At 76.5% G+C, this 759-nt stretch carries 1 protein-coding gene; it reads left to right on the top strand.

Translation table 11 applies throughout. From position 1 onward, the window contains the following. Nucleotides 1–546 (top strand): RDD family protein (locus ABD317_RS37425; RefSeq protein ID WP_344296598.1); only part of this gene is annotated, 546 nt, incomplete at its 5' end. Nucleotides 547–759: the final 213 nt, after the last annotated feature.

Here is a 759-nt window from a genome sequence, read left to right as displayed (position 1 = left end):
CCCGTCGTGCCGTGGCGCCCGCCGGCCTCCGACCCCTTCGGCAGCGCGGCGCCGAACACCGCCACGCCCGCCGGGCTGGGCCGCCGGCTCGGCGCCCGGCTGGTGGACGCGCTGCTGGTCGGCGGCGTCGTCGCCGCGGTCGCGGTGCCGCTGGTGAGCAAGTCCGTGGACCACGTCCAGGACAAGATCGACGCCGCCGAGAAGTCCGGCACGACCGTCACCGTCTGGCTCATCGACGGCACCACCGGCCCGTACCTGGCGGTCGTCCTCGGCCTCTTCCTCGTCCTCGGCCTGATCGTGGAGGCGCTGCCGACGGCCAGGTGGGGGCGTACGCCCGGCAAGCGGCTGTTCGGCGTGCGGGTGCTGGACATCGAGTCGCAGGACCCGCCGGAGACCGGCTCGGCGCTGCGCCGCTGGCTGACGTACGCGGTGTTCGTGCTGCTGCCGCTCGTCGGGCTGCTGAACGTGCTGTGGTGCGCCTTCGACAAGCCGTGGCGGCAGTGCTGGCACGACAAGGCGGGACGCACGTACGTGGCCCGCGGCTGACCCCGCCGCCGCCAGCCGTTCGGCCGCGCCCGGGATGCGGGGCGGCGGTGCCCGGGATCGACTCGGTGCATGAGTTCCGACGACCACGGCGAGGGCCCCGACGCCCCGCTCCGCGGCAGGCCCCAGCGCGCGCAGCAGCCGCCGCAGCCGCAGCCCGGACAGCCCTCCGACGGCACGCGGCCGCCGGAGGAGGAGCCGGTGTCGCCGCCGGGC

It is taken from the genome of Streptomyces synnematoformans (assembly GCF_039531005.1).
GTDB lineage: Bacteria > Actinomycetota > Actinomycetes > Streptomycetales > Streptomycetaceae > Streptomyces > Streptomyces synnematoformans.
The sequence above is the reverse complement of the archived record's forward strand: the minus strand, read 5'-3'. Positions and strand labels throughout refer to the sequence as shown.